The sequence below is a fragment of the Pseudoalteromonas qingdaonensis genome, assembly GCF_038739665.1.
GTDB classification, from domain to species: Bacteria; Pseudomonadota; Gammaproteobacteria; order Enterobacterales; family Alteromonadaceae; genus Pseudoalteromonas; species Pseudoalteromonas qingdaonensis.
The window spans coordinates 68,361-95,214 of sequence record NZ_JBCGCU010000008.1; the positions used below are offsets into that span (position 1 = coordinate 68,361).

Annotated in this window: 27 protein-coding genes; 3 read left to right on the forward strand and 24 right to left on the reverse strand. The window is 50.2% G+C overall.

Going from position 1 to position 26,854, the window contains the following annotated elements:
* Positions 1-59: 59 nt before the first annotated feature.
* Positions 60-257 (reverse strand): hypothetical protein, encoded by a 198-nt coding sequence (locus tag WCN91_RS08935; protein WP_342678255.1) that lies wholly within the window; start codon positions 255-257, stop codon positions 60-62.
* A 21-nt stretch (positions 258-278) separates the two neighbouring features.
* Between WCN91_RS08935 and WCN91_RS08940 the strand changes: the two genes are divergently transcribed.
* The gene (locus WCN91_RS08940; RefSeq protein ID WP_342678257.1) at positions 279-1,970 is read left to right on the forward strand and encodes a dipeptidyl-peptidase 3 family protein; all 1,692 of its coding nucleotides are present in this window, start codon (positions 279-281) and stop codon (positions 1,968-1,970) included.
* Positions 1,971-2,031: 61 nt separating this feature from the next.
* Here WCN91_RS08940 and der read toward each other — a convergent pair whose 3' ends face one another.
* The 9 genes from der to ndk all read right to left on the reverse strand — a co-directional run bounded on the left by der (position 2,032) and on the right by ndk (position 12,652).
* Positions 2,032-3,507, reverse strand: coding sequence for a ribosome biogenesis GTPase Der (gene der / locus WCN91_RS08945; RefSeq protein ID WP_342678259.1), 1,476 nt, complete (start codon positions 3,505-3,507; stop codon positions 2,032-2,034).
* A gap of 89 nt (positions 3,508-3,596) precedes the next feature.
* Positions 3,597-4,769 carry an outer membrane protein assembly factor BamB gene (bamB, locus tag WCN91_RS08950; RefSeq protein ID WP_342678261.1) on the reverse strand — a complete coding sequence of 391 codons (1,173 nt, stop codon included), beginning with the start codon at positions 4,767-4,769 and terminating at the stop codon, positions 3,597-3,599.
* An 11-nt stretch (positions 4,770-4,780) separates the two neighbouring features.
* Positions 4,781-5,416, reverse strand: coding sequence for a YfgM family protein (locus tag WCN91_RS08955; RefSeq protein ID WP_342678403.1), 636 nt, complete (start codon positions 5,414-5,416; stop codon positions 4,781-4,783).
* 21 nt (positions 5,417-5,437) lie between these two features.
* The gene (gene hisS, locus WCN91_RS08960; protein ID WP_342678263.1) at positions 5,438-6,712 is read right to left on the reverse strand and encodes a histidine--tRNA ligase; all 1,275 of its coding nucleotides are present in this window, start codon (positions 6,710-6,712) and stop codon (positions 5,438-5,440) included.
* A 110-nt stretch (positions 6,713-6,822) separates the two neighbouring features.
* A complete protein-coding gene (gene ispG, locus WCN91_RS08965; protein ID WP_342678265.1) occupies positions 6,823-7,941 on the reverse strand; it encodes a flavodoxin-dependent (E)-4-hydroxy-3-methylbut-2-enyl-diphosphate synthase in 1,119 nt (372 codons plus the stop codon).
* A gap of 5 nt (positions 7,942-7,946) precedes the next feature.
* Positions 7,947-8,879 carry a RodZ domain-containing protein gene (locus WCN91_RS08970; protein ID WP_342678267.1) on the reverse strand — a complete coding sequence of 311 codons (933 nt, stop codon included), beginning with the start codon at positions 8,877-8,879 and terminating at the stop codon, positions 7,947-7,949.
* Positions 8,876-10,828 carry a type IV pilus biogenesis/stability protein PilW gene (gene pilW / locus WCN91_RS08975; protein WP_342678269.1) on the reverse strand — a complete coding sequence of 651 codons (1,953 nt, stop codon included), beginning with the start codon at positions 10,826-10,828 and terminating at the stop codon, positions 8,876-8,878. The genes WCN91_RS08970 and pilW overlap by 4 nt, the downstream gene beginning before the upstream one ends.
* Before the next feature lie 92 nt (positions 10,829-10,920).
* Positions 10,921-12,051 carry a dual-specificity RNA methyltransferase RlmN gene (gene rlmN, locus WCN91_RS08980; protein ID WP_342678271.1) on the reverse strand — a complete coding sequence of 377 codons (1,131 nt, stop codon included), beginning with the start codon at positions 12,049-12,051 and terminating at the stop codon, positions 10,921-10,923.
* A 169-nt stretch (positions 12,052-12,220) separates the two neighbouring features.
* Complete coding sequence (ndk, locus tag WCN91_RS08985) at positions 12,221-12,652, reverse strand: nucleoside-diphosphate kinase (protein WP_105200219.1); 432 nt, start codon at positions 12,650-12,652, stop codon at positions 12,221-12,223.
* A 287-nt stretch (positions 12,653-12,939) separates the two neighbouring features.
* On the opposite strand from ndk, the gene trhP reads away from it, so the two are divergent.
* A complete protein-coding gene (trhP, locus tag WCN91_RS08990) occupies positions 12,940-14,286 on the forward strand; it encodes a prephenate-dependent tRNA uridine(34) hydroxylase TrhP (protein ID WP_342678274.1) in 1,347 nt (448 codons plus the stop codon).
* Positions 14,287-14,288: 2 nt separating this feature from the next.
* On the opposite strand, the gene WCN91_RS08995 is transcribed toward trhP, so the two are convergent.
* A complete protein-coding gene (locus tag WCN91_RS08995; protein ID WP_342678275.1) occupies positions 14,289-15,158 on the reverse strand; it encodes a kinase in 870 nt (289 codons plus the stop codon).
* Positions 15,159-15,688: 530 nt separating this feature from the next.
* Here WCN91_RS08995 and WCN91_RS09000 point away from each other — a divergent pair.
* Positions 15,689-15,949, forward strand: coding sequence for a YfhL family 4Fe-4S dicluster ferredoxin (locus WCN91_RS09000; protein ID WP_342678276.1), 261 nt, complete (start codon positions 15,689-15,691; stop codon positions 15,947-15,949).
* Positions 15,950-15,962: 13 nt separating this feature from the next.
* Here WCN91_RS09000 and WCN91_RS09005 read toward each other — a convergent pair whose 3' ends face one another.
* The 13 genes from WCN91_RS09005 to trmJ form a co-directional block, all read right to left on the reverse strand.
* Positions 15,963-16,202: a hypothetical protein gene (locus tag WCN91_RS09005; RefSeq protein ID WP_342678277.1), complete on the reverse strand. Its 240-nt coding sequence runs from the start codon at positions 16,200-16,202 to the stop codon at positions 15,963-15,965.
* 258 nt (positions 16,203-16,460) lie between these two features.
* Complete coding sequence (locus WCN91_RS09010) at positions 16,461-16,661, reverse strand: twin-arginine translocation signal domain-containing protein (protein WP_342678279.1); 201 nt, start codon at positions 16,659-16,661, stop codon at positions 16,461-16,463.
* Positions 16,662-16,765: 104 nt separating this feature from the next.
* Positions 16,766-17,848, reverse strand: coding sequence for a phosphotransferase enzyme family protein (locus tag WCN91_RS09015; RefSeq protein ID WP_342678280.1), 1,083 nt, complete (start codon positions 17,846-17,848; stop codon positions 16,766-16,768).
* A gap of 22 nt (positions 17,849-17,870) precedes the next feature.
* Positions 17,871-18,758, reverse strand: coding sequence for an NTP transferase domain-containing protein (locus tag WCN91_RS09020; protein ID WP_342678282.1), 888 nt, complete (start codon positions 18,756-18,758; stop codon positions 17,871-17,873).
* 114 nt (positions 18,759-18,872) lie between these two features.
* Entirely contained in the window at positions 18,873-20,306 is a 1,434-nt protein-coding gene (locus WCN91_RS09025; protein WP_342678284.1) for an NAD-dependent succinate-semialdehyde dehydrogenase, read from the reverse strand.
* A 71-nt stretch (positions 20,307-20,377) separates the two neighbouring features.
* The gene (gene fdx, locus WCN91_RS09030) at positions 20,378-20,716 is read right to left on the reverse strand and encodes an ISC system 2Fe-2S type ferredoxin (protein WP_342678286.1); all 339 of its coding nucleotides are present in this window, start codon (positions 20,714-20,716) and stop codon (positions 20,378-20,380) included.
* 3 nt (positions 20,717-20,719) lie between these two features.
* Complete coding sequence (gene hscA / locus WCN91_RS09035) at positions 20,720-22,582, reverse strand: Fe-S protein assembly chaperone HscA (protein ID WP_342678288.1); 1,863 nt, start codon at positions 22,580-22,582, stop codon at positions 20,720-20,722.
* A gap of 27 nt (positions 22,583-22,609) precedes the next feature.
* Complete coding sequence (gene hscB, locus WCN91_RS09040; protein WP_342678290.1) at positions 22,610-23,137, reverse strand: co-chaperone HscB; 528 nt, start codon at positions 23,135-23,137, stop codon at positions 22,610-22,612.
* A gap of 93 nt (positions 23,138-23,230) precedes the next feature.
* Positions 23,231-23,554 carry an iron-sulfur cluster assembly protein IscA gene (gene iscA, locus WCN91_RS09045; protein ID WP_342678292.1) on the reverse strand — a complete coding sequence of 108 codons (324 nt, stop codon included), beginning with the start codon at positions 23,552-23,554 and terminating at the stop codon, positions 23,231-23,233.
* Positions 23,555-23,563: 9 nt separating this feature from the next.
* On the reverse strand, positions 23,564-23,947 hold the full coding sequence (iscU, locus tag WCN91_RS09050; protein WP_105200209.1) for a Fe-S cluster assembly scaffold IscU: 384 nt from the start codon (positions 23,945-23,947) through the stop codon (positions 23,564-23,566).
* Between the two features lie 34 nt (positions 23,948-23,981).
* Positions 23,982-25,199, reverse strand: a complete 1,218-nt coding sequence (locus WCN91_RS09055) for an IscS subfamily cysteine desulfurase (RefSeq protein WP_342678295.1) — start codon at positions 25,197-25,199, stop codon at positions 23,982-23,984.
* 32 nt (positions 25,200-25,231) lie between these two features.
* Positions 25,232-25,723: a Fe-S cluster assembly transcriptional regulator IscR gene (gene iscR, locus WCN91_RS09060; RefSeq protein ID WP_342678297.1), complete on the reverse strand. Its 492-nt coding sequence runs from the start codon at positions 25,721-25,723 to the stop codon at positions 25,232-25,234.
* Positions 25,724-25,886: 163 nt separating this feature from the next.
* Entirely contained in the window at positions 25,887-26,618 is a 732-nt protein-coding gene (gene trmJ, locus WCN91_RS09065) for a tRNA (cytosine(32)/uridine(32)-2'-O)-methyltransferase TrmJ (RefSeq protein WP_342678299.1), read from the reverse strand.
* Positions 26,619-26,854: the final 236 nt, after the last annotated feature.

Here is a 26,854-nt window from a genome sequence, read left to right on the forward strand (position 1 = left end):
TGTTTGTTTATAAGTTACCGAGAAAGTTTTAAAAGTGATAGCGAAAAAAACCATTAATTTTAGAAATTTGTCGCCCTTATCCTGTTTTTTACCGTTGTCAGCACAACAACGAATTGGTTAAATAAGACAACTAAAATCAGTGCCTCTGGCGGCCAACAAAGCGCCTTGAAGGTATCATCGCCAATATAAGGCATGCTTGGTACGGAACCTCTTCTTAGCCCGGCATTCACTAATTTTGTGAGCACCACAAGACTCATAATTACTCAACGAGGACTCTTATGCGTAAACTGTCGAAAATCTCTCAAGCCATGCTGCTCGGTGGCTTAGTTGCCCTTAGTGGTTGTTCAAAACAGCCGCAAAGCAGCAGCGAAACCGTCGCCGAACAAGCACCTAGCAATGCAGCCGTAGAGTTAATAAATATTGCTCCGAGCCGTTTGAATATCTATACCGACTTCGAACTAAGCACAGATCTAACGCACCTAAGCGGCAATCAGAAGAAAATGCTGGCCAAGCTAATTGATGCCTCAAAAATTATGGACGAGCTATTCTGGCAACAGGCTTTCGGCGCTGACCGAGCCGAGTTCCTAAACAGCTTAAGCGATGAAAAAGTACGTCACTTTGCCAATATCAACTATGGCCCTTGGGATCGTCTCAATGGCGATCAGCTGTTCCTATCTGGTTTCGAAGCTAAGTCGGCCGGCGCTCAATTCTACCCTGCGGATATGAGCAAAGAAGAGCTGGAAAATAGCGATCTTGCCGATAAAACTGGCCTTTACTCTGTGATCAAACGCGATGCCGAAGGCAAGCTATACAGCGTTGCCTACTCAAAAGAATATGCAACCGAACTTCAGGCCGCCGCCAAGTTGCTGCGCGAAGCCAGTGAGCTTGCCGAAGACAAAGAATTCGCCAACTACCTGAGCATGCGTGCCGACGCCCTCTTGAGCGACGATTACCAGGCTTCAGATTTCGCCTGGATGGATATGAAAAATAACCCTATCGACGTGGTGATTGGCCCCATTGAAACCTATGAAGATCAACTGTTTGGCTACCGCGCCGCGTTCGAGTCTTATGTACTGGTAAAAGACATGGCCTGGAGTGAGCGCCTGGCTAAGTTTGCCCAGTTCCTACCTGAGCTGCAAAAAGGCCTGCCGGTTGCCGACGAGTACAAGCAAGAAGTACCAGGTTCGGATGCCGACCTTAACGCCTACGATGTGATCTACTACGCGGGCCACTCGAATGCTGGAAGCAAAACCATAGCCATCAACCTGCCGAACGATGAGCAGGTACAGCTGGAAAAAGGCACTCGTCGCCTACAACTTAAAAACGCCATGCGTGCCAAGTTCGATAAGATCTTGATGCCGATCGCCGCCGATCTTATCGTCCCAGATCAGCGTAAGCACATCACTTTCGATGCCTTCTTTGCCAACACCATGTTCCACGAAGTAGCGCACGGCCTGGGCATTAAAAACACCATCAACGACAAGGGTACGGTACGTCAGTCATTGCAAGAGCATGCCAGCGCCCTCGAAGAAGGCAAAGCCGATATTCTTGGTCTGTACATGGTTGAGCAGTTGCTGAAAAAAGGCGAGATCACCGAAGGCACGCTGGAAGACTACTATGTCACCTTTATGGCCGGCATTTTCCGCTCGGTTCGTTTCGGTGCTTCAAGCGCCCATGGTAAGGCGAACATGATCCGCTTTAACTTCTTTAAACAAGAAGGCGCCTTCTCTAAAGACGACAACGGTCTTTACCGCGTGAATATGGATAAGATGGGCGCGGCCATGGCCAAGCTGTCTAACCTTATTCTAACCCTACAAGGTAACGGTGATTATCAAAAGGTAGATCAACTGGTTGCCTCTATGGGCGATATCAAACCAGAGCTTGCCGCCGATCTGGAAAAACTAAGTCAGGCCAATATCCCGGTCGATGTAGACTTTACTCAGGGTAAAAAGGTGTTGGGTCTGGAATAAGCCCAAGCATCAGCACAAAAAAGGCGCTCAATGAGCGCCTTTTACTAACAGGGAGAAGAACTTACTTGTCCTTGCTCTCCTGACCAATCTTTCTAATGCGACGACGCTGCGACAGGGTCATCTTATTACTGCGACCGGCATAAGGGTTATCCCCTTCACGGAACTCGATCTTAATCGGCGTACCCATGATATCCAGCGCCTTACGGTAATAGTTCATCAGGTAACGCTTATAGCTGTCTGGCAATTCGTGTACCTGGTTACCGTGGATCACGATACGCGGCGGGTTATAACCACCGGCGTGAGCATATTTAAGCTTAACGCGGCGACCACGTACCAGCGGCGGCTGGTGATCGGCCTGAGCCATATCCATAATACGACGCAACATGGCGGTGCTGATACGCTTGGTAGCAGAGTCATAGGCTTCTTCAACCGACTCGAACAGATGACCTACCCCAGTGCCATGCAAGGCGGAGATAAAGTGAATACGGGCAAAGTCGACAAAGCCTAAACGACGGTCAAGCTCAGACTTAATACGGTCCTTCACATCGCTGTCCAGACCATCCCATTTGTTTACCGCCAATACCAAAGAGCGGCCCGCATTTAGAGCAAAACCAAGCAGACTGAGATCCTGATCCGAAATACCTGTGCGAGCATCGATCACCAAAAGCACCACGTTGGCGTCTTCAATGGCTTTTAGGGTCTTGATCACCGAGAACTTCTCGACCACATCACTGACCTTTTTACGCTTACGAACACCGGCGGTGTCGATCAACACATACTCGCGATCGTTGCGGGTCATAGGGATGTAAATCGAGTCCCGGGTGGTGCCCGGCATATCGTACACTATCACTCGCTCTTCACCGAGAATACGGTTGGTCAGGGTCGATTTACCCACGTTAGGACGACCGATAATGGCAAGTTTAATGGCCTTATCGGCGAGCTCTTCCTGCTCACCTTCTTCACCTTCGCCCTGCGCTTGATGCTCGTCGTCATAAGCGGCAAACGGGTCTTCATCGATCAGCTGTTGACGCTCTTTAGCGAGATCTTCGATCACCGGCTGTAAAGCGCTGTTTAGTAGACCTGTGATACCACGGCCATGAGCGGCGGCTATCTGGTATACCTCACCCATGGCCAGTTGATAAAACTCGGCACAGTTGGAGTCTGCGTCGATGCCATCAGTTTTGTTGGCAACCACAAACACCTTTTTCTCTTGCTTGCGCAGGTGCTGGGCAATGGCCTGATCGGCCACCGTCATACCGGCACGGGCATCAACAAGGAATAGCACCACATCCGCTTCTTCGATCGCCAGCAAGGACTGCTCGGCCATTTCGGTTTCGATACCCTCTTCGGAGCCATCAATACCGCCGGTATCAACAACGATAAAGTCAAAGCCGTCATAGCTCGCCTGGCCATATTTTCGATCACGAGTAAGGCCCGGGAAGTCCGCAACAAGTGCGTCGCGGGTGCGAGTTAAGCGGTTGAACAATGTCGATTTACCGACATTAGGTCGCCCAACTAAGGCGATCACAGGAAGCATAATGTACCTCTTCAAATAACAAAAAAGCTCCGCCGCAGCCACCAGGCCTAAGGCGAAGCCTATCTTAGGACATAGCCTAATTAACTAAATTATTGCGCTTTAATGGCGCTGACTTCACCGTCACGAGTGATAACAATCAAACGGTCATTGGCAAGAATGGGCTCAACATAAAAGCCCGAGTCATCAAATTCATGACGCGCTACCAACTCACCGCTGTTGCGGTCAAGCCAGTGCAGGTTGCCTTCTTGGTCACCCACCGCCAGGTAGTTGCCCAATACCGCAGGACCGGTAATATACCAACCGCGTAAAGCCGCTTGCGACCAGCGTTCAATACCTGAGTTCTTATCCAAAGCGTAGATAACACCGTCGCTGTCGACCACATAAATGGTGTCGCCAACTATGCTGAATTCGCGATAGCTGCTGTATTCACGCTTCCATACGACGTTGCCGGAGCGGATATCCACCGCCGCCAAGTTACCATTGTAGGCCAGGGTATAAACCATGGCACCACTGACCTTGGGCTCGGTATCAACATCAACCAAACGCTCAAACTCGGAAGCACCTTTAGGCTGTGCAACTTCGGCTTGCCAGGCGGCGAAGCCACTGTCGGCGATCAACACGGTCAATTTACCGGTTTCTTCACCTACCAGCACACCACCATTGGCAACCGTTGGCGAGCTTAAACCGCGCAGTGTTAACGGCGGCACTTCTTGCTCATAGCGCCAGCGCTCTTCACCTGTATCCGGGTGCAATGCCAGTAGTTGACCTGAGCCCAGGTTGACATAGATTAAGCCATCACCTGCTGCAGGTCGCGATAGCGCCTCGCCGGGTACGCTTTTACGCCAAACCAGCTCACCGGTTTCGCGATCCAGCGCCACTACCTGACCATGCTCAGAACCGATAAAGATCTTGCCATAGGCCTGTAAGATGCCACCGGAAAGCTTAGCGCTTTCTTCGTTTGACCAAGGCCAGAAGCCTGAGTCTTCACGCACATCCGTTTGCCACAGAGTATCGCCATCTACCAAGGATAAGGCTTCAACCTCACCGTTACGCGCGGCTACAAACACTCTGTCTTTATAAAAGGCGGGCTGTAAACGTGAGAAATAATGCTCAACGCCGTCGCCTACCGTTTCTTGCCATACTATCTGGGTTTCGAACTGGTTATTAATTTCTGGTAATACCAACTCTTCTTCGTCGTTTGACGAACAACCCGCCAAGGTCGCCATACATAAGGCAATCCCTGCAAGAGTAACCTTTTTCATTTACCCGCTCCCTACGCAGCTGGCGTTAGTGCTGCCAAATCGTCCAGTTTAACCTGTAATAGCGGGTTGCTTTCTAAGCCGCCTTTATCCGCAGCGCTTTGATAAGCAATACGCGCCTGCTCTTTATCGCCTTGAGCAAGATAGATATCACCCTTAAGCTCGGCCACGGCGGCCTCATAGCTTGTCGGTAATTCACTGCCCAGAGTTGCTAAGGCTGCATCATAGTTTTGCTGTGCCAGTTGCACTCGCGCTAAACGCGTGCTGGCAATGGCTTTTAGCTCTTTCGTCGAGGCATGTTGTTGTGCCCAGGTTAGCTTTTCTGCGGCTACATCAAGTTGCTGCGCATCTACCGCTTCTTTGGCGGCAACAAAAGCAGCCAATACCGCATAGCTTGAACCTTCATGCTGCTGCATCAGGGTTTCGCTTTGAGCTATTACATCGGCACCTTCAACTTCTGTGCTTTGTGCTACCAGATTGAATGCATCCGAAGCTTCTTCGGCGCTGCCGATCTGGTGCTGGTTATAGGCTTTCCAGCCGTATAAGCCGCCCAGGCCGATAACAATACCAAGGGCGATAGATACGCCGTGTTCTTTAAAAAAGCCTTTAATCGCTTCTGCTTGTTGTTCTTCTGTTGAATAAATTTCCATCATTACCTCTTAGACTTGGGTCTAAATCATGTCAGCCAACAGCTGGGTAATTTCATCCAAGGCCAGTGTTAACTGCGGTTTTTCTTCGCGTAGGTATTTCACAGTTACCACACCTTGGTTGAGTTCATCTTCGCCTAAAATCAATGCCACTTCGGCACCGCTTTTATCAGCACGTTTTAATTGTTTCTTAAAGTTGCCGCCACCGGCATGTACCAAGACACGCAGGCCAGGTACGTCGGCGCGCAGCTTAGAGGCGATTACCGGGGCTTGAATGCTGGCCTGCTCACCCATGGCTGCTACATACACATCGGCGTTGCGGCGTATTTCGCCAACACATTCAAGTGCTTGAAGTAGCAATACTAAGCGCTCCATACCCATGGCAAAACCGACCGCAGGTGTGGCCTTACCGCCTAGTTGCTCAACCAGACCATCGTAACGACCACCGGCACAAACGGTACCCTGAGCGCCCAGGCTCTCGGTGACCCATTCAAACACGGTACGGTTATAATAATCCAGACCACGAACCAACTTTTCGTTAACCTGGTATTCGATACCCGCAGCGTCTAATCGTTCACACAAATTAGCGAAATGGGCGCGTGATTCTTCATCCAGGTGCTCAGACAGTTTAGGCGCATCAACCAAGATGGCTTGTACGTCCGGGTTTTTGCTGTCCAAAACGCGCAGTGGATTTGAGTGCATACGACGCTTGGAGTCTTCGTCCAGCTTGTCTTCATGCAGCTCAAGATAAGCCACAAGGGCATCACGGTAGGCGGCGCGCGCTTCATTTGAACCTAATGAGTTCAGCTCCAGGCGCACATGCTCACTGATACCGAATTGCTGCCATAGCTGCGCCGTCAGCATGATCACTTCGGCATCAATATCGGCACTGGCAATACCAAATACTTCCAGACCGAACTGGTGGAACTGACGGTAACGGCCTTTTTGCGGACGCTCGTGACGGAACATAGGGCCCATATACCAAAGGCGCTGTTCCTGGTTGTACAGCAGGCCATTTTCGTTACCGGCACGTACACACACAGCCGTACCTTCTGGGCGCAATGTCAGGCTGTCGCCGTTGCGATCCTCAAAGGTATACATTTCTTTTTCAACGATATCGGTTACTTCACCGATAGAACGCTTAAACAGCTCGGTTGACTCAACAATGGGGAAACGGATTTCTTGATAACCAAATGAAGCCACACATTGACGCAAAGTGTCTTCCACTTTTTGCCATACCTGAGTGTCGCCCGGAAGGGTGTCGTTCATGCCGCGAACTGCTTGAATTTGTTTTGCCACTGATAATCCCAAAATTCTGTTGTAGGCTGCGCTGAGCCCGTGAAAAAGCGTCGATAAAGCGCGCTATTATAGCCTGATTGCGCCGCTACCACCAAGTACTGGCGCCGGCCTTAATCAACTAATTTAATGTCGATTGGCTGCTGTTGTTCCTGCTTGGCAAGGTAGTCGCGCACATGCTGCTCCAGCTGCTCAACGATATGATCGTTGTCGATGCGGGTCTTTTGACGCTCACCATTGATATACAAGCCTGAACGACGGTTGGCACCGGCCAGACCGATATCGCTGACCAGGGCTTCGCCTGGGCCGTTCACAACACAACCGATCACAGATACTGTCATTGGCGTGATCACATCTTCCAGGCGCTCTTCCAGCTGATTCATGGTGCTGACCACATCAAACTCTTGGCGAGAGCAGCTCGGGCAGGCAATAAAGTTAATGCCGCGCGAACGAATACGCAGGGATTTGAGGATATCGAAACCCACTTTGATCTCTTGCACAGGATCGGCGGCAAGGGATACGCGTAAGGTATCACCAATGCCCTCAGCCAATAACATGCCCAGGCCCACCGCGGATTTAACCGAACCGGAGCGGAAACCGCCGGCTTCGGTAATACCCAAATGCAGGGGTTGATCTATCTCTTTAGCCAGCAGGCGATAAGCGCCTACCGCAAGGAATACGTCGGAGGCCTTAACCGATACCTTGAACTGGTCGAAGTTAAGGCGCTGGAGAATTTCAACATGACGCATGGCCGACTCCAACAGCGCCTCGGGCGTAGGCTCGCCATATTTTTCCTGCAAGTCACGCTCTAAGGAGCCACCATTTACACCGATACGAATAGGAATATTACGGGCGCCGGCGGCATCAACCACGGCACGGATCCTGTCTTCACTGCCGATATTACCCGGGTTAATACGCAAACAATCGGCACCGTATTCCGCCACTTTCAAGGCGATACGGTAGTCGAAGTGAATATCTGTGACCAGGGGAATGTCGACCTGCTCTTTAATGCTTTTAAATGCTTCAGCGGCCGCCATGGTAGGCACGGATACACGCACAATATCAGCACCGGCCTGGGCGATATCCTGAATTTGCTTCACCGTGGCATCAACATCCATGGTGTCGGTATTGGTCATGGATTGCACGGCAATGGGCGCGCCATCGCCAATCGGCACATCGCCAACATAAATACGCGTAGACTTGCGGCGTTTGATTGGTGACTCTGAAAACATACTACTTACTCTGTTAACGGTAATGAAAATTTAGCTAAACGGTTTTGTGGAAAATGCGAAATATCCACGGCTTGCCCATTGACGCTGATGCTAACCACATCATGCTTGCCCAGGGTGACCGCAAAGGGCGCCAAACCAACTAGCTCTAACTCTTGCCCCGCTTGTTTAATGTCATAGGCCAAGCGTTTTCCCTTGGCATCCTGCACTTCAACCCAGCATTCGCCGCTAAAGCGCATAACAACTCTTTGCTCACCGGCGGCCAGGGGCGCCTCCTGTGGGAGCATCTGTTCGCCAGTGTCGACCTGGTCGACTTGCGCAATATCCTGGTTAAGCTGCGGGTTATCGACTTTATCAGAGGACTCAGTGATACCTTGTTGCGGATTTAGCTGTTGGGCTTGCTCAGACTCTTGCTTTTGCAAGCTCTCCAAGCTCTCATCAACTAGATCTTGCTGCTCAGACTCCGGGGCCGGGGCCGCTACTATATCCGCGACCAAGGGCGTGCTTTCCACAACCGGCTCGTCACTGTCTTGCCACCACCAGAACAGGGATGAACCTAGAATAATGGCGAGAATGGCATAACTGAAAAGCATCAAACGGTTGTCGTGCGCTTCTTTTTCGGTGCGGCGCGAGAAGCTTTGCATACTTGCCTGCTCTTGCGCCTGAGGTTCTGGCTCAATAGCGGCCAACAAGGGAGCCGAGTCCAAAGCCAGCACCTTACAGTAGGCCTTGATATAGCCACGCACAAAAATAGTGGCACCCAGACGAGCGAAACGCCCTTGCTCTAAATCATCGAGCTTGCGCACCGTAAGATTGAGCTTGCGCGCCAGTTGCTCCTGGCTTAACCCTTGTTGTTCCCTAGCACCTGCTAACTGCTTGCCTATGGCAATAGCGGCTGATCCTTCTTCGCCTTGCTGTGCTACTTCACCACTGTCACTCATAATCTATAGTTCTTAGGATCTGCTATATAAATTTTATCGCCGGGAACCAATTTGCTGTTTTCTTCAAGCAAGTTCCACTCCATCAGCTTTTCCATGCGCACATTGTATTTCAAGGAAATCTCAGACAGGGTGTCACCACCGACTACGGTATGATAATTGTGCACTTGCTGTAAGTAAATTTTACGGCCAACTTGCACGTGATCGGCACTGGCGAGATTATTCCACTTACGCAGCGAGCTTAAACGAATATTGTAGCGGGTCGAAATGCTGAACAGGTTTTCGCCTCTTTGTATCACATGGTAAGGAATTTCTTTTTTGCTTGCGGTATTGGCGACGGCCATTTGCTCAACCACCTTGGCCTTTGATGTCACTTCCTCAGCTGCAGGACTCATATCTTCGACCTGTTCATTCGATTCAGCGGCTTCTTCAAGCTCTGCACTGTTAGCAACAAGCTGTTCGCTCATATCCTTATCTTCCGGCTGATCTTCTGCGGTAACATTCTCAGCTAACTGTATTGAGGCAAACTCACGGGCCAACTCGGACTGTAATTGATCCTTTTGCTCGGCAAGTGTAGTTAGGCTCGATTCGTCAGACTTCTCGCTCGCAGGCTCCGCTGACAGCTCGGTCGAAGGCTTAACTTCTGACACCAACTCTTGCTCTGCACTCTGCGCCGATGCCGCAGGCTCAGATACCAACTCATTAGCCGCTTCTGTTGTTTGCTCGCTTGTCGTTGCAACAGCCGCCATTTGTTCGCTGGCCTGATTTTCAACGACGCTAGATTCAGCCGCAGCTTCTTCTGCTACCTCATCAAGAGTTTCAGGTAGGGTTTCAAGTGCTGTCTCGGCTTCCTGAGCTACCGCCTCAAGCTCTGCTGATTCGGTTGAAGGCTCGGCTTCAGCCTTAACATCAGTTTGCTCTGCCACTGTATCTACGACTTCAGCAGTCACTTCAGCAGCTGTCTCGTCCGCTACAGAGGCAACTGGGGTCTCAACAAATTCCGCCGCGGGTGCGGCCGCAGTTAAAACCACGTCACTGGCTTCTGATTCAGCACTGGCCTTTTTCTTCACTACCTTAATCTTAGGCTTGGCAACAATATGATTGTCTTCCATACCCTCTTGCAGCTCGCTGAGCTTATAGCGGCGATATTGATCGCGTAAGCGTTCAAACTCACTGGCACTGTAACGCTGCTCGCGAATAATGCGTGCTTCGATTGATGAGGGATAAGTCACGGTAATGGTTTCAGAGAGCTTGCGGGCATCTTCAATATGACCCATGCGATCTTGAATCAAATAACCAAGCAGTAAAGAGCGAGACGTAACTCGACCGGTACGCTCATAGCGCTTTAACACCTGTTGGGCATTATGGAAGTCACTTTTAGCATATTTTACCGCCGCCAGATTCAACAGGCTTGATGGGCGTAATGAGCTGTGCTGCAGGGAGTCTTCTAAGAAGGACTCAGCGGCATCGAACTTATTAAATTCCAACGCACACAGCGCCAGGTTTTCATAACTTTCCGCTACGCGCAGGTAACTAGGCACCTCTATAGCAGCCATAAACTTATCAACGGCTAGCTCATACTCACCGATATCACATAAAAACACCCCGTAGTTATTTAGGGTGTTAGGATCGTTCGGCTCTATGCTGAGTGCCTTTTCATACGCATCTTTGGCTCTTTGTTTCTCACCAACCTGCTGGTAGTAATAAGCAATGGAGTAATGTACTTCTGGCAGTTCCGGGGCGAATTTGGCGGCACGTTCTAGATTATATTTTGCTTGGGTGCTATCGCCTTGAGAAAGGTAGTTTAAAGCTAGAGAAATTCGGGTACGGGCGGCTTCTACGTTATTGATTTTCTTCTCGACAACGGGCTTGTCGCTGCCCACATAAGTGCTTTCAGTTACACACCCTCCCAGGGCGAGTAGACTAATACTGGTCGCTAACAGCTTGCGCATGGCTGAGCCTCGTTTGTTCCGTTATTGCACCTATCATTACCGAAAAGCCCTTTTGTTTCATCTATTTTTTGAAAAAAGGGCTTATTTTTATATTACTGAGAGACGTTGACCGCGATAGCGTTCTTTTCTCGTTCCTGGCGTTTGGCCAGTCGCTTGGTTCTATCAACCACATCACCCACCAGCTGACCACAGGCAGCATCGATATCATCGCCTCGGGTACGTCTGACTATAGTGGTGATCCCAGCGGCTTGCAGTACCTTAGAGAAGCGGTCGATACGTGAGTTACTTGAACGACCATAATCATTGCCCGGGAAGGGGTTGAATGGGATCAAGTTCACCTTAGAAGGCGTGCCTTTTAGGGTTTGCACCAACTCATGGGCGTGATCAGTGCTGTCGTTTACTTCTTGCAGCATCACGTACTCTACCGTGACTTCCTTATTTGCTTTAGAACCGTCGATATAACGACGGCACGCGGCCAGGAATTCTTCAATAGGATACTTTTTATTGATAGGCACCAACTCATCACGCAATGGGTTGTTCGGTGCATGCAAGGAAATAGCCAGAGCCACGTCGATTTGCTCTTTAAGCAGATCCAAAGCTGGTACCACACCCGAAGTGCTCAGGGTAACGCGGCGTTTTGACAGGCCAAAGGCCCAATCGTCCATCATCAGCTCCATGGCTGGCACCACGTTTTTAAGGTTAAGCAGCGGCTCACCCATGCCCATCATTACCACATTGGTAATAGGACGACGGGTACTATCGCCATGCAGGCCGATATCTTTGGCCACACGCCACACCTGGCCGATGATCTCCGACACCTTAAGGTTACGGTTAAAACCCTGCTGCGCGGTCGAGCAGAAGGTACACTCAAGGGCACAACCAACCTGAGACGACACACACAAGGTGGCGCGGTCTTTTTCCGGGATCCACACGGTTTCAACTTCCTGACCACCATCAAGGATAAGTGCATACTTGATGGTACCGTCGCTAGAAGGTTGTTTAACCGTGATCTCCGGCGCACGAATTTCACATTCGGCTTGCAGGCGAGCCTTTAGCTTCTTGTTAAGATTGCTCATTTCTTCAAAGTTATCTATGCCGAAATGATAGATCCACTTCATCACCTGATCGGCACGAAACGGCTTTTCACCAATGGATGCAAAATAGTCGCGCATACCTTGGCGATTAAAATCGAGTAAATTGATTTTTTTCTCAGTCGTGGCCATGAATAAACCTCTATCAGGTGACGGATAAAATGAAGGCGGCAATTGTACACAATTTAACCATTATAGCAATTTCTTAGTTCACTCAGCGCAGAGCAAATAAACTAAGGAATTGCATTGAGACAAGAAAAGGGCCTGAAGGCCCTTCCCTGGTTCTGCTTAAAACTCGAAATTAACGAGTACGTGGGCAGATTTCTTCTTCAGCGAAGAAGTAAGCGATTTCGCGAGCAGCAGACTCAGGAGCGTCTGAACCGTGTACCGCGTTCTCGTCGATGCTGTCAGCGTAGTCAGCACGTAGAGTACCTGCAGCCGCTTCAGCTGGGTTAGTAGCACCCATGATTTCGCGGTTTTTACGTACTGCATCTTCACCTTCAAGAACCTGAACCATTACTGGGCCAGAAGTCATAAAAGAAACAAGGGCACCAAAGAAAGGACGCTCTTTGTGCTCAGCGTAGAAGCCTTCAGCTTGCTCTTGTGAAAGGTGAACCATTTTAGATGCTACGATCTTAAGACCAGCAGACTCGAAACGGTTGTAGATTGCACCGATGTGGTTTTTAGCTACCGCATCAGGCTTAACGATAGAGAAAGTGCGCTCTAAAGCCATGTGTTGCTCCAAATAACGTTAAATTTAAGTGTTAAACTTTACCGGGCGCGAATTATACGCGCTTTAGCGTGAAAATCCTACTACATTGTGACCGCCCCGAGGCTAACATGATTTTGTGACACTTTGGCTAAGTCATCTCCTTGACCCGCATAGGCGTGAACTTTCGGTACAACCAAACCCTGATCCAAATCAAAACCAACACCGTGCACACACGCTAGAATCCGCCGCTATTTTTTATCCCAGAGACTCAATCTCCAGTTGACTCGGACTCAGCCAAGGATTTAACCATGTCTATCTTTACCCCAGAATTACTTAGCCCGGCGGGCAGCCTAAAAAACATGCGCTACGCCTTTGCCTATGGCGCCGATGCGGTGTACGCCGGACAACCCAGATACAGCCTAAGGGTGCGCAACAACGAATTTAATCTGGCCAATTTGGAGCTAGGGATCAATGAAGCTCACGCGCAAAACAAGAAGCTTTACGTGGTGTCTAATATTGCGCCGCACAATGCCAAGGTAAAAACCTATTTGCGTGATATCGAGCCGGTTATCGCCATGAAGCCGGATGCGCTGATCATGTCCGATCCCGGGCTTATCATGCTGGTAAAAGAAAAATGGCCGGATATGCCTATTCATTTGAGCGTACAGGCCAATGCGGTGAACTATGCCAGCGTGCTGTTCTGGGCTAAGCAAGGCATAGAGCGGGTGATCTTATCCCGGGAATTATCATTGGAAGAAATTGGTGAGATCCGCGAGCTTTGCCCCAATACTGAACTGGAAGTGTTTGTGCACGGCGCCCTGTGTATGGCCTATTCTGGGCGTTGCCTGCTCAGCGGTTATATCAACAAGCGCGACCCGAACCAGGGCACCTGCACCAACGCCTGTCGCTGGAGCTATGATGTCAAACCCGGCGAAGAAACCGAAACCGGTGATGTGGTGCACAAGATTGACCCTACTCTGGGCCTGGGTGAGCCAACCAAGGAAGTCTTTATGCTCGAAGAGCAAGGTCGCCCGGGGGAATACATGCCCGCCTTTGAAGACGAGCACGGCACCTACATAATGAACTCCAAGGACCTGCGCGCGGTGCAATATGTGGATGCGCTGACCCGCATGGGTGTGCACAGCTTGAAGATAGAAGGGCGCACCAAGTCCTTCTATTACGTGGCGCGCACTGCTCAGGTTTATCGCCGCGCCATCGACGATGCGGTAGCCGGCAAGCCCTTCGACCCAACGCTGATGAAGAGCCTGGAGCATCTGGCACACCGTGGCTATACCGAAGGCTTCTTAAAGCGCCATGCCCACCAGGATTATCAAAACTATGATTATGGCCATTCGGTTTCCGACTCGCAGCAGTTTGTCGGTGAGGTGTTAGGACGCACCAACAATGGTCTGGTGGAAATCGATGTGAAAAACAAGTTCTGCACCGGCCATTCGTTAGAGCTGATGACGCCACAGGGCAATATCAACTTTAACCTTGAGCATATGGAAAACAAAAAAGGCGAAAGCATAGACGACGCCAAGGGCTCGGGCCATATAGTTCGTATTCCATTACCTGAGGATATCGACCTGGACAAGGCCATTCTGCTGCGCAACTTAGCGCCGGGTCAGGACACTCGCAACCCCTTCCCTACTTAAGACTAGAGGGCATTGTGATAGGCGGTAATACGGCGCTCTAAATCCAGCTCCAGCACCACCTGAGTGCGGTGTGGTAACTGGGCCAGAGCATGACGGGTAAGGCGCTCAAAGTAGCTTATAAAATCAGCGACTTGCGCCTTACTCATGGTATGAGCCGTATGACCGACGCGGGCAATTAGTTTTTGCTCCTGCTGCCAGCGCCAGGTCAGCACCGCATCGAAACTTGGCGCCTTCAGCATAATACTGATATCGGCATCGGCAAATACCGGCTGATAATCCTGTGCCAGGCAAGTATTCACATAGCGCCGCCAGCGGCCATCCGCATCTAGCTCTTGCTCAAGGACATTAATTGGCACCTGCAAGGCCTCTTCGCTTTGTGGTGGTGTGCCCACACACCAGCCTTCAATAATAAGCACATCAATGGGGCGCGAGAAGTGCTGCCACTCACCGGGATCACTAGGCTCGTCCATCGCCTTATTAAAGCGCGGCACGCTCAGTGGCGCTTGCCCCTGGCGCACCTCATCCACCAGCCTGTGCAAGCGGGCGATATCATGTGTTCCGGGCACGCCCCGGGTCGCCAATAAGGGATGCACCCGCTGCGCCAGTTCCTTGCGCTGAGTCTGGGAATAATAAAAATCATCCAAAGAACAGGCGCAGACATTTAGGCCGCCTTCTTCGCGCAGGTGGCAGGCGAGATAATCCGCCAGAGTGCTTTTACCTGAGCCTTGGGCGCCGTTGATAGTCACAAACAGTGCCCGCCCCGACTTTTTGGTAGCACTAATTTGCTGCGCCAAGGGCGCAAAGTAGTCAACGATCTGTGCCCCATACTGAGGTGTCAGTTTATGACGAGATAAAAATGCCGCTGTATCCACCTTTGTCCTCTGCCTAAATGATTACCTACTTAGCCTCAGTGCATACCCTGGGCCAATATATAAGTACATTATAAAACAGAGGCTTATTTACTCCACCTTGAAGTTCGGCACTAGCTTGGTGCAATAATGAGCCCACCGGAGCGGCGTTGCACATCAAGTATTCTTTGTTTTAGATCAAAATAAGGCGAATTAGCCCCACCTTGGCTAGGGTCTGTTTATCTTTGCGGTTTACTTTATGTTCAATCTAAACGCATTCTGATCACGACGCTCGTTATGATGCATAGTCATTCTATGTTCATAGCGAGCAACACAGAGCAGGATGCGTTTAGATGAACCCGTAGGGCAGCGCTTGTAGCGCATTTCTACTGTGTTGTTACATGTTTATGTAGAATAACTACACTACACATGTGCCGTCTTGTATAAATTCACTACAAACTGCTGCAGAAACAAACAACAAAGGTCAACAGACCCTAGTGAGTCACAGGGGGATTTTATGTACCATCGCGCACCTGAATTTGAGGGGTAAAAATATGGCATTACTGATCAACGAAAAATGCATTAACTGCGATATGTGCGAACCCGAGTGTCCGAATGACGCCATTTATATGGGTGCGGAGATTTATCAAATAGAGCCGAGTAAATGCACCGAATGCGTCGGCCATTACGATAACCCCACCTGTGTGAGTGTATGCCCCATCGACTGTATTAAGCCGGATCCCGAGCATAAGGAAACACTCGCTGAGCTCGCCGATAAATATGTGTTACTGACACAGGGCGACGAGCCCAGCTAACTACCGCCATGGATTATTCCTTAGCAGGCTTTGCATCGGCTTGTTTGTCACTCGGTAGCGCCTTCGTTGGCTGCAACAACACCTGGGTGAGCGAGTCTTGTATGGCTTTTTTCTGCGCCGCTACTAACTGGGCTAACGCCTCTTGGGTGGTCTGCTTAATGGCCTGCTCCACTTCCTGCACCAGGGTATTGGCATGGGTCAGTGAACTCATTAACAGTAGACTGGAAACTATGGCAGCATGTAGGTATTTCATAATGGTATCCTTGGTTCAAGCTAGTAAGTAAATGTCTCTTAGTTACTATCAACGACCCAGCAAAAATAAAATAACCTTAAAATTCAACAGCCTGAAAACATACTTCTATTTTCACCACACAAATAGCGTCCGCGAATGGACACCTCTGTGTCCAATGCCGGACGCTTATCCTCATCCATCTAGAAATATGATTTTGTGGGTTGGTGCTCTGTGCCGACAAGGTGGCAATTTTGCATATTTGTCGGGTTGAACTCCGGCCTACGAACCTACTATGCCTAGAGGGGTGGCGCTGCGCCAGGCGCCGCGGGTGAAATCAGGGATCGTGATGGACTCACTGCGATTAGCCACGGATTGCGCCGACAAGGGCGAAATTACCGACCAGGCAGCACCAGCCACAGCGCCCGCCGCCTTTAAAAAATCGCGTCTGTTGAGTTGTTTCATTACTTGTTCCTTAGTCATACCTTGTCTAGCACGCTAGCGCAAAGAGTAAGGGCAGGCAAAGGGGACAAGATTAATGGCAAATGGCAGCGATAAAAAACCCAGCTATTTGCTGGGTCTGTAGTTTAAGCATTATCGATCAAAGGCTTAAGTCTGTCTTGTTGCGCCAGTATGCTGCGATACAGGGCAAACTGATTATTGGCTCTATCGAGATTATGGCGGTCGTGCTTAATGCTGAAATAATGGTCGCCGTCGATATAGTCGGTAAGAAAACGCACACCTATCATAAAGGGCATCACACAAGCGCCAAGCCAGAAGCTGGCCTTTTCCTCGGCGGTAATGTGCGCCTTAAGCGGCTCAATGTAACCCTTAACCAAAGCGGCAAAGATTTCTTCACGCACCCGCACATTTGCTAGGTTAATACTGTCTTCTTCTTCCGGCGAGCAGAAGGTGCGCACCATGTCGCCAAAGTCGAATAACCAGTAGCCGGGCATACAGGTGTCGAGATCGATAACGGCTTTAGCCCTTGGCTCTGATGTACCCTGCTTGTCGCAAAACAGCATATTGTTAATTTTGGTGTCGTTATGACAAGGGCGCAGAGGAATTTGTGCACTAACCGCGGCGACCTCATCAATTAAGAAAGCTTGGTCGCGACAAAAATCCAGCAGTTGCTGCACTTCTTTAACACGGCCGAGCTTATCAGCTTGCACAGCCTGCTCCAGCATCTCCATACGCATGGCTAGATTGTGAAAATCTTTGATCACCGGATACAGGGACTCGGCATCGAAATCTTGCAGCGCGGCGGCAAAGCGACCAAAGGCACTGGCCGCAACCTGAGCCTGCAAGGGCGAGCGCACCACTTCTTCACTGCGGCTATTGCCAATAAACTCCAAGGCGCGCCAATGCTCACCCTCAATGCTTACCAAAAACGCGTCATCTTGACTGGGAACATGCTTGATCACTTCCAAGTCATACTGACTTGCCTGCTGCTTTTGCGCTAGGTGCTGCTCAATTTTACGGGCATTGGCGACTAGTTGTTCGGGCTCAGGAAAGACTTGAGTATTGAGCTTTTGCACCACCACACTGCCGCCTTGGTGACTTAACAACATGGTGGTATTGATATGGCCATTACCTATGGCCTTTAAGCTCAGTGGTGGCATAAAGCCAAATTGCTGCGCTAACAGCTGCACATAATAGTCTGTATTCATAGGTGTATTCTTGGCAGCCCCATTACTTATGGTCTAATCCCTTGAGGGCGGCAATATTGCGAGCCAATAGGGGCAATTCATCTTTATAGGTCATTCCCATCCAAGCTTGCTTGGCGGCGTAGACATCAACCACAGCTAGACGCTGGTCAATGCCGTATTGGATTTGGTCGGGAAGATAATACTCCTTTGCGCTGCCCTTGTCATGGTGACCAAGAAAGTGAGTAAAGTTTTCTGCCAAAATCGTAAAGAGTCGCTTATCTATGCCCCAGCAGGTCATGGACGCCAGGGTATCTGAAGCCAGGGCTCTCGCCTGCCCCTTATCGTCGAAGCCAAGCAAAGAGCCACCTTCCTGGTATTGAATATTCAGCACTTCATCCACACGCATGAGCTGCTGGTGTTCGTTAAGGGCACAAATGCCGCGATTCACACCGCCTTGCTCCGACAAGGTTTGTTGCAGCGGATAGGCCACACAGGCCCAGTTGTCGCTGTGCTTAAAGTGTTGCACCAGCTGTTGGTAGGACTCACCGCCGTAATAATCATCGGCGGTGATCACTAGAGCCTTATCGATAACCGCTTCTTTTGCGCATAACAGCGCATGACCCGTGCCCCAGGGCTTTTGCCGCGCGGCTGCTAGCTGCGCGTACTCAGCGGGAACATCCTCAAGACGCTGCTCGACCAAGGTGACATCCAGATCCTCGGGCAGCTTAGGCAGTATCTCTTGCTCGATATAAGCGCGCACGGCAGCGTTGATCACCAGCACCAAATGACGAATACCGGCGTGATAAGCATCTTCAATGCTCAGCTCCATTATGGTGCGGTTAACACCGGGCAGGGGCACAATTTGCTTGGCGCCGCCAAAACGACTGCCGAGCCCACCCGCCAGCACCACCAAACTAATATGAGGATTCACAAACACTATCCATTACTGCAAAATAAGAGTGTAACGACTCGCGCCCCAACACTTGCAACCAAGTGCGGCGGGAAGGGCGGTAGAAAGTGCGGCCAGGTAACCCTGAGCGCAAGACTAGCCGATATTCAAACAAAGGTATTTTTCTTCCAGATACTCGTCCAGTCCCTGATGGCCGCCTTCGCGCCCCAGACCCGACTGCTTTACGCCGCCGAAGGGAGCAACCGGGTTGGAAATAAGCCCTTCGTTAATTCCCACCATGCCGTATTCCAGCGCCTCGCCGACACGATAAATCTGGCTTATGTCCTGACTGTAAAAATAGGCAGCCAAGCCATAAGGAACGGCATTGGCCTGAGCAATCGCCTCAGCCTCATCACTAAAGGTGGCGACGGTAAGCACAGGGCCAAAGATCTCTTCCTGACTGATGCGCATCTCGGCATTTACATTGGTGAGCAAGAGCGGCGCCACATAGTTGCCATCCAAGGAAGCCGCCTGGTTAACCTGCTTGGCTCCTTGTTCAAGCGCGTCTTCAACCAGTTGCAACACCTTGTCTTTGGCGCCAGGGTAAATCAAGGGACCAATATCCACCCCGGCGCTAAAGCCATCGCCCACCCTTAATGCCTGAACTCGTTCGGCCAGCTTGGCGGTCAATGCTTCGGCGACGCGCTCATCCACCAAGACTCGGTTTACACAGACACAGGTTTGCCCTGCATTGCGAAACTTGCTGGCAATAATGCCATCGGCGGCTTTATCTAGATCGGCGCTGGCAAACACCAGCAGGGGAGCATTACCGCCAAGCTCCATGGAGGTGCGCTTTATCGTTGGCGCACACTGGGCCAGTAACTGCCTGCCCACGGCGGTGGAGCCGGTAAAGGTAAATTTGCGTACTACTTCTGAAGCACAGAGTTGCTCTCCCACTTCCTTAGCGCGATCGCTCAGCAGCACATTGAAAGCGCCCGCTTCAAAGCCGGCTTCATGGGCTAAGTGCGCCAGAGCCAAGGCCGACAAAGGCGTATGCTCGGAGGGTTTTAAAATAAAGCTGCACCCGGCGGCATAAGCCGGCGCCACCTTACGGGTGATCATGGCAATAGGAAAATTCCACGGAGTAATGCCGGCCACCACGCCGATGCCTTGCTTAATAACCGAAATTCTATGCTTGTCATTGCTGGCGGGGATAAGCTCGCCATAGCTGCGCCTGGCCTGCTCGGCATACCATTTTATATAGTCGGCCCCGTATTTAACCTCCCCAAGCGCTTCTGCCAAGGGCTTGCCCTGCTCCTTGGTCATCAGCTCTGCCAGTGCCTGCTGGTTGGCCATCACCAAGTCATACCAACGCTCAAGCACCTGGGCGCGATGCTCACAACTGGTATTTTTTAAACTGATAAAGGCTCGCTCGGCGGCACCAATGGCTTGTTCGACTTGAGCCGCGGTTACCCGGGATACACTCGTCAAAACACTGTTGTCGGCGGGATTAATTACATCAAACTCCCCCTCTCCCTTTAGCCACTGGCCGTCGATAAAGGACTGGGTAAATAACAAGGCCGTACTCATATAAGTCTCCTAATAAAAAAGCCGCTGATTCTATGATACAGCGGCTTTTTCTAATTTACATGTGTGAAAGCTTAATGCTCTTCATTCACTATATTGAGGTTGTATTTGGGGATCTCAACCACCAAATCCTCGTCAGCAATTCGCGCCTGACAACCCAGGCGCGACTCAGGCTCAAGACCCCAGGCTTTATCCAGCATGTCATCTTCCAGTTCATCGCTTTCTTCCAAAGAGTCGAAGCCTTCACGAATTACCACATGACAAGTAGTACAGGCACAGGACTTTTCGCAGGCATGAGGAATGCTGATGCCATTTTTAAGCGCCACATCCAATACCGTCTCACCGGCCTTGGCTTCGATGGCTGCACCCTCTGGGCATAGCTCTTCATTGGGTAAAAAGATAATTTGTGGCATTGCTTATACCTCATCTACTGATTGGCCTTTCAAGGCCTTTTTAATTGATGCATCCATACGTCGGGCGGCAAATTCGCTACTCGCCGCATCCACCTTTTCGATGGCGTCTTTAATCTTTTGTGGTTCTGTGGTGCTGGCACTGATCGCCTGCATCTGTGCCATGGCTTCACGTAACGTCGCCAGTTCCTGCTCGTCCAGTAAGTGGCTGTCGGTGGCAAGCGATGCCTCCAAAGCTTCATGTACGCGTAAAACTTCTACCTGCTGCTCTTTAAGCATACGTGCCTGCATATCTTCTTTGGCGTTGCTCATAGATGACTTAAGCATCTCGGCTACCTGATCGTCAGACAGGCCAAACGAAGGTTTCACCTGAATTTCAGCCTGTACGCCGGTGGATTTCTCCATCGCCGTTACGCTTAGCAGACCATCGGCATCGACATTAAAGGTCACGCGAATATGCGCCGCACCGGCGGCCATCGGCGGAATGCCTTTAAGACTGAATTTAGCCAAAGAGCGGCAATCGTCAACTAATTCACGCTCGCCTTGCAGTACATGCAGTGACATGGCGGTTTGCCCGTCTTTAAAAGTGGTAAATTCCTGCGCACGCGCTACCGGAATGGTGGTATTGCGAGGAATAATCTTCTCGACCAGGCCACCCATGGTTTCCAAACCAAGAGACAGGGGTAATACGTCCAACAGCAACATATCCGCTTCCGGCTTGTTACCGACCAGGATATCCGCCTGAATGGCGGCACCAATGGCCACTACGCGATCCGGGTCTATGCTGGTTAACGGCTCTTTAGCAAAGAACTCACCCACTTGCTCACGCACTATAGGCATGCGGGTCGAACCACCCACCATCACTACCTCAAGTACCTCATCAGTGCCAATACCGGCATCTTTTAGGGCTCGACGACAGCTGCGCAGGGTTTTCTTCACCAAAGGCGTGGCCAGTTCGGCGAAAAATTCACGGGTTACTTCAACTGTATGTGCTTGACCGTCGAACTCTAGACCAACATTAACCTTGGCGTAGTTTGTAAGTGCTTCCTTACAAGCTTTCGCTTTATTGATAAATAAACGCAGGGTATTGGCCGATAAGTTTTGGGCACCAGTTTGCTGCTTAAAATGCTCTACCAAGAGGGCATCAAAATCATCACCGCCGAGGGCTGAGTCACCACCGGTAGCCAGCACTTCAAACACCCCTTTATTGAGACGCAGGATAGAAATATCAAAGGTACCGCCGCCGAGGTCGTACACGGCGATTACCCCTTCCTGGCCCGAGTCCAGGCCATAGGCTACCGCCGCTGCGGTTGGCTCGTTCAACAGGCGCAGCACCTTGATGCCGGCCAGTTGCGCCGCATCCTTGGTACTGTGACGCTGAGCATCATCAAAATAGGCAGGAACCGTGATCACCGCGCCGGTAATGGTATCGCCACCGAAGCTTTGCTCGGCACGCTCACGCAGAGCGTTTAATATATCGCTCGATGCCTGTACCGGACTGATATCGCCTTGGCGGGTACGAATATGCAAACTACCGTTGTCATCGCTGAATTCATATGGCAATTGACCATAGCTAGCTTCGATTTCCGCCTGGTTTTTACCTAGGAAACGCTTCACGGAAACCAGGGTATTATGCGGGTCTTGCGCAGCCTGTGCTGCCGCTTCCTGGCCAACCACATGACCTTGCTCCAGATAACGCACCACAGAAGGGAGCATGGCGTTACCCAGCTCATCGGTGAGGGTTTTAGCCTCACCACTTTGCACCGTGGCCACCAAGGAGTTGGTGGTACCCAGATCGATACCTACCGCGAGTTTGTGTTCATGAGGTGCCGTGCTTTGCCCCGGCTCAGCAATTTGCAGTAATGCCATGTGTGTTATTAAACCTTGCTACTTGATTTAATCATCAAATAATTCATCTTCAATGCGCTCCAGTTCATCTTTTAATTTAAAAACAAACTTGAGTTTACGCACGTTATCCGCCGCTTTATGCCAGTCATTTTCATCCTGGCTGGCCAATAGGCTTTGCAGCTCGTCGCTGTATTCGCTGTTTAACTCTTTAATATGCTGCTCTAGCTTGGCAATCGCGGCATCTGGGTTGCCGCTTGTTTTAACCTCTTCAAGTTCTTCACGCAGTTCCATTTGCTGCATCAAGAACATAGGATCTTGCAGGGTTTGCTGCTCGCCACGAAGTTCCAGGCCTAGCTCGGCCAGCATATATTCGGCGCGTTTAAGGGGGTGCTTAAGGGTTTGCAGGGCATCGTTAATTTCCGCCGTTTTTTGCACCGCCAGCAGTTTTTCTCGCTCACTGCCGCCACCGTGTCGGTCCGGATGCGCCGCCCGCTGCAAATCTAAATAGCGGGCGCCGATCACTTGCAGATCGACGTCATAATTTACCGGGATCGAAAACAATTCAAAATAACGCATGAAAAACCTTTATAACGAAAAGCCCTACATAAGGTAGGGCTTAAGCGAATACAATACCTGATCTTGAGCAACGCCTTGCCCAAATAAGTGCAGTTATACGGTAAAGCTCTCGCCGCAACCACATTCACCACTTTGGTTCGGGTTATTGAATTTAAACCCTTCGTTTAAACCTTCTTTGGTGAAGTCCAGCTCGGTACCATCTATATATACTAGGCTTTTAGCATCAACAACTACCGTTACGCCCTTGTACTCGAAGGTTTCATCACCTTCGCTAAGTTCATCAACGAACTCAAGCACGTAGGCAAGCCCTGAACAGCCTGTGGTTTTAATGCCCACACGCAGACCCAATCCTTTACCACGATTTTCTAGAAAGGATTTTACGCGCTCCGCCGCTGCATCTGTTAAGGTGATTGCCATACTACTGCCTTATTTGCCGTGTTTACTCTTGTAATCTTTAATCGCTGCCTGGATCGCATCTTCTGCCAGAATTGAGCAGTGGATTTTCACCGGTGGCAACTCCAGCTCGGCGCTGATGTCGGTGTTTTTGATTTCCGCAGCTTCGTCAAGAGTCTTGCCCTTAACCCACTCGGTTACCAATGATGATGATGCAATGGCACTACCACAACCGTAAGTTTTAAACTTCGCGTCTTCAATAACGCCTTGCTCAGAAACCTTGATTTGTAGCTTCATTACGTCACCACACGCCGGTGCACCAACCATGCCCGTCGCTACGCTTGGATCATTTTTGTCAAGAGAGCCAACGTTACGTGGATTCTCTACGTGATCTATTACTTTATCACTGTATGCCATAACTTTTACCTCGCTACCTTGTTACTACCAAGGCTTAATGATGTGCCCACTCAACCGACTCTAAATCAATCCCTTCCTGATGCATCTCCCAAAGTGGAGACATCTCACGAAGTCGGCTAATAGACTCTTTAATAAGTTTAACGGTGTAGTCGATTTCTTCTTCGGTAGTAAAGCGACCAATGCTGAAACGGATTGAACTGTGCGCCAGCTCGTCGTTACGACCTAGGGCACGCAATACGTATGAAGGCTCAAGGCTGGCCGATGTACAGGCTGAACCTGAAGAAACCGCAATGTCTTTCACTGCCATTAGCAGCGACTCACCTTCAACAAAGTTGAAGCTGATATTGACTATGCCAGGCACAGAGTGCTCTGGGGCACCGTTGAAGTATACTTCGTCCATATCCTGCATAATGCCGTCGATTAGACGAGTGCGTAAGGCACTGATATGGGCGTGATCTTTATCGAAATCTTGTTTAGCGATGCGGAAAGCCGCACCCATGCCGACGATCTGGTGCGTCGCTAGTGTGCCCGAACGCATACCGCGCTCGTGACCGCCGCCGTGCATTTGTGCTTCTAGGCGAGCTCGTGGCTTACGACGCACATAAAGGGCACCAATACCCTTAGGACCATAGACCTTGTGGCCAGAGAAAGACATGAAATCAACTTTCAGCTCTTGCAGGTCAATTTTCACCTTGCCGGCGCTTTGTGCAGCGTCAACGTGGAACATGATCTTGCGCTCACGGCACATCTCACCTATGGTGGCTATGTCTTGAATCACACCTAGCTCGTTGTTTACGTGCATTACGCTTACTAGGATGGTGTCATCGCGCATGGCGGCTTCAAGCTTTTTCAAATCAAGCAGACCGTTAGCTTCCACGTCCATATAGGTTACTTCAAAACCTTGACGCTCAAGCTCACGACAAGTATCGATTACTGCTTTATGCTCGGTACGCACGGTAATAATGTGCTGGCCTTTCTTCTTGTAGAAGTTAGCGGCGCCTTTGATGGCCAAGTTATTTGACTCTGTGGCACCCGAAGTAAATACGATTTCGCGTGGATCGGCATTGATCAGATCGGCGATATCATGACGCGCCTGATCGATAGCCTCCTCGGCCTGCCAACCAAAGCGGTGCGAACGTGATGCTGGGTTACCAAAATTACCTTCCATTGTCAGGCATTGCATCATTTCTTCGGCAACGCGCGAGTCCACTGGCGTTGTTGCTGCATAATCTAAATAAATTGGTAACTTCATACTTTCTCCGCTCACGGCAACCCTGGGGTTGCTCACAATTGACAGCTGACTTCTATATTCTCTAACTTGCTCAGGGCATCACTTAGGCTTTTATCCTGGCGCTGGGCCACTGCTTTAATGTCGGACTTATTGACCAACTCGGCTAAGGTGATGCCATGTAAAAATTCTTCAATGCGCTGACTTAATTCAGTCCACAGGGTGTGGGTAAGGCAACGCATGCCACTTTGGCAGCCGCCCTCAGCACCATGACAACGAGTGGCATCCACCGACTCATTTACTGCGCTGATCACATCACCCACGGAAATGGCACTGGCCTCTTTGCCAAGCAAATAACCGCCGCCTGGGCCTCGTACCGAGGTCACCAAACCTTGCTTACGCAAGCGCGCGAATAATTGCTCAAGATAAGACAAAGAGATTTCTTGCCGCTCGGAAATGTCGGCAAGGGGAACGGGCCCAACATATGTGTGTAGCGCAACATCGAGCATAGCGGTAACCGCATATCTGCCTTTAGATGTTAACTTCATAACGCCCCCATACTCATCAAGAGTGTGAATTTTAATTACCTGAGTATTAGAGTCAAGTATTTACTAGTACTTGAGTGAAATACTCGGGTATTCATTCACATTGTAAATACCTGAGTGATTTAGTCAAGTATTTATCCGCTTTGAAAAGTATGGATTTGACCCTTTATTTAGGGTCTTTCATCTGCTTGTCGACCGAGGTCAACATGCCACGCAAAATGTTCAGCTCCTGCTGCTCCGGACGGGCTCGGTTAAACAGGCGTTTTAGCTTGGTCATAACCTGACCCGGGTGCTGCTTAATGATAAAGCCGGTGTCGCCAAAGGTTTTCTCCAGATGCTCATAAAAGCGCTGCATCTGCTCGTTGCTCGGGTATTCGGCTTCATCTTCTTCAACCACCTGCTCTTGCCTATCAAGGAACTGCATGCGGGTTTCATAGCACAGGGTTTGCACCGCCATGGCCAGGTTCAATGAGCTGTACTCTGGGTTAGCAGGAATACAAACATGGAAATTACACAGTTGCAGCTCGTCATTACTGAGGCCGCTGTTTTCACGACCAAAGACTAAAGCCACCGGGCCCTGTTGAGATTCATTCACCAGTTTTTCACCACAACCGCGCGGGTCAACCATGGGCCAGCTCAGGGTGCGTGAGCGCGCACTGGTGCCAATAGCTAGAGTGCAGCCTTCAAGGGCTTCTTCTAAGGTCGAGACTGTGGTGGCTGTGCCAAGAATATCCGTGGCACCAGCTGCCAAAGCACTGGCATGACTGTCGATTTCACATGCCGGATCAACCAGATAAAGGCTGCTAAAGCCCATGGTTTTCATGGCTCTAGCTGCTGAGCCAATATTTCCTGAATGGGAAGTGTTCACCAGAACGATGCGAATGTTCTCTAACGCCATAGAAAATGTTTACTCTATCAATAATCAAATTGGCGGATATTTTAGCACAAGCATTGCAGCGGTGGTGATCTTTGTCGTACACGCTTTGTTCACCAAAGGTCAGCGCCACAGTGAAATATCTTCATATAAAATCAGTGAATAACAAAGTTGTACAAAAAAACACCGATTATTTTTTCAAACTTTATTTACTTTGTCGGGAAAATCGTTAGAATACGCCGGCTCAAAAATATTGTTCT